Below are 368 nucleotides of genomic sequence, written 5' to 3'. Positions count from 1 at the left end.
GCAACGCGCTACGCAAAAAATACGGCCTCATTTCTCGCTGCCGTCCAGATCAGATGCATCGCTCTCTGGGCTAAAATTTTGTGACGACACTATCTAATCATTTATTCAGTATATTTAAAAATTGTTTTAAATGATCAATGTTAACAATTTGATAGTTTTTTGCCTATCACGATCATTTTAATGATCGCTAAAGTCTATTTAACTTAAGTATGGAACATCAGGAAAATATGGTTACTGAAACAACAAAACCCAATTAAATTTATTAAAGCAACATAAAAATAAAATTAAAAGAAAAAGGCGGATTCAACTCCGAAGTGCAACGCTAAGCCGCCAATCTTAGCTCTGCAAACACCACAGACGGTTGCCTG

Annotated in this window: 1 pseudogene; it reads left to right on the top strand. The window is 35.6% G+C overall.

What is annotated here, in order from left to right:
* Positions 1-84, top strand: a pseudogene (locus ACSZPU_RS26395) (IS5/IS1182 family transposase); the annotation flags it as partial.
* Positions 85-368: the final 284 nt, after the last annotated feature.

The organism is Phytobacter sp. V69 (genome assembly GCF_965644215.1).
Lineage (GTDB): Bacteria > Pseudomonadota > Gammaproteobacteria > Enterobacterales > Enterobacteriaceae > Phytobacter.
This window is presented reverse-complemented; position numbering and strand designations above follow the sequence as displayed.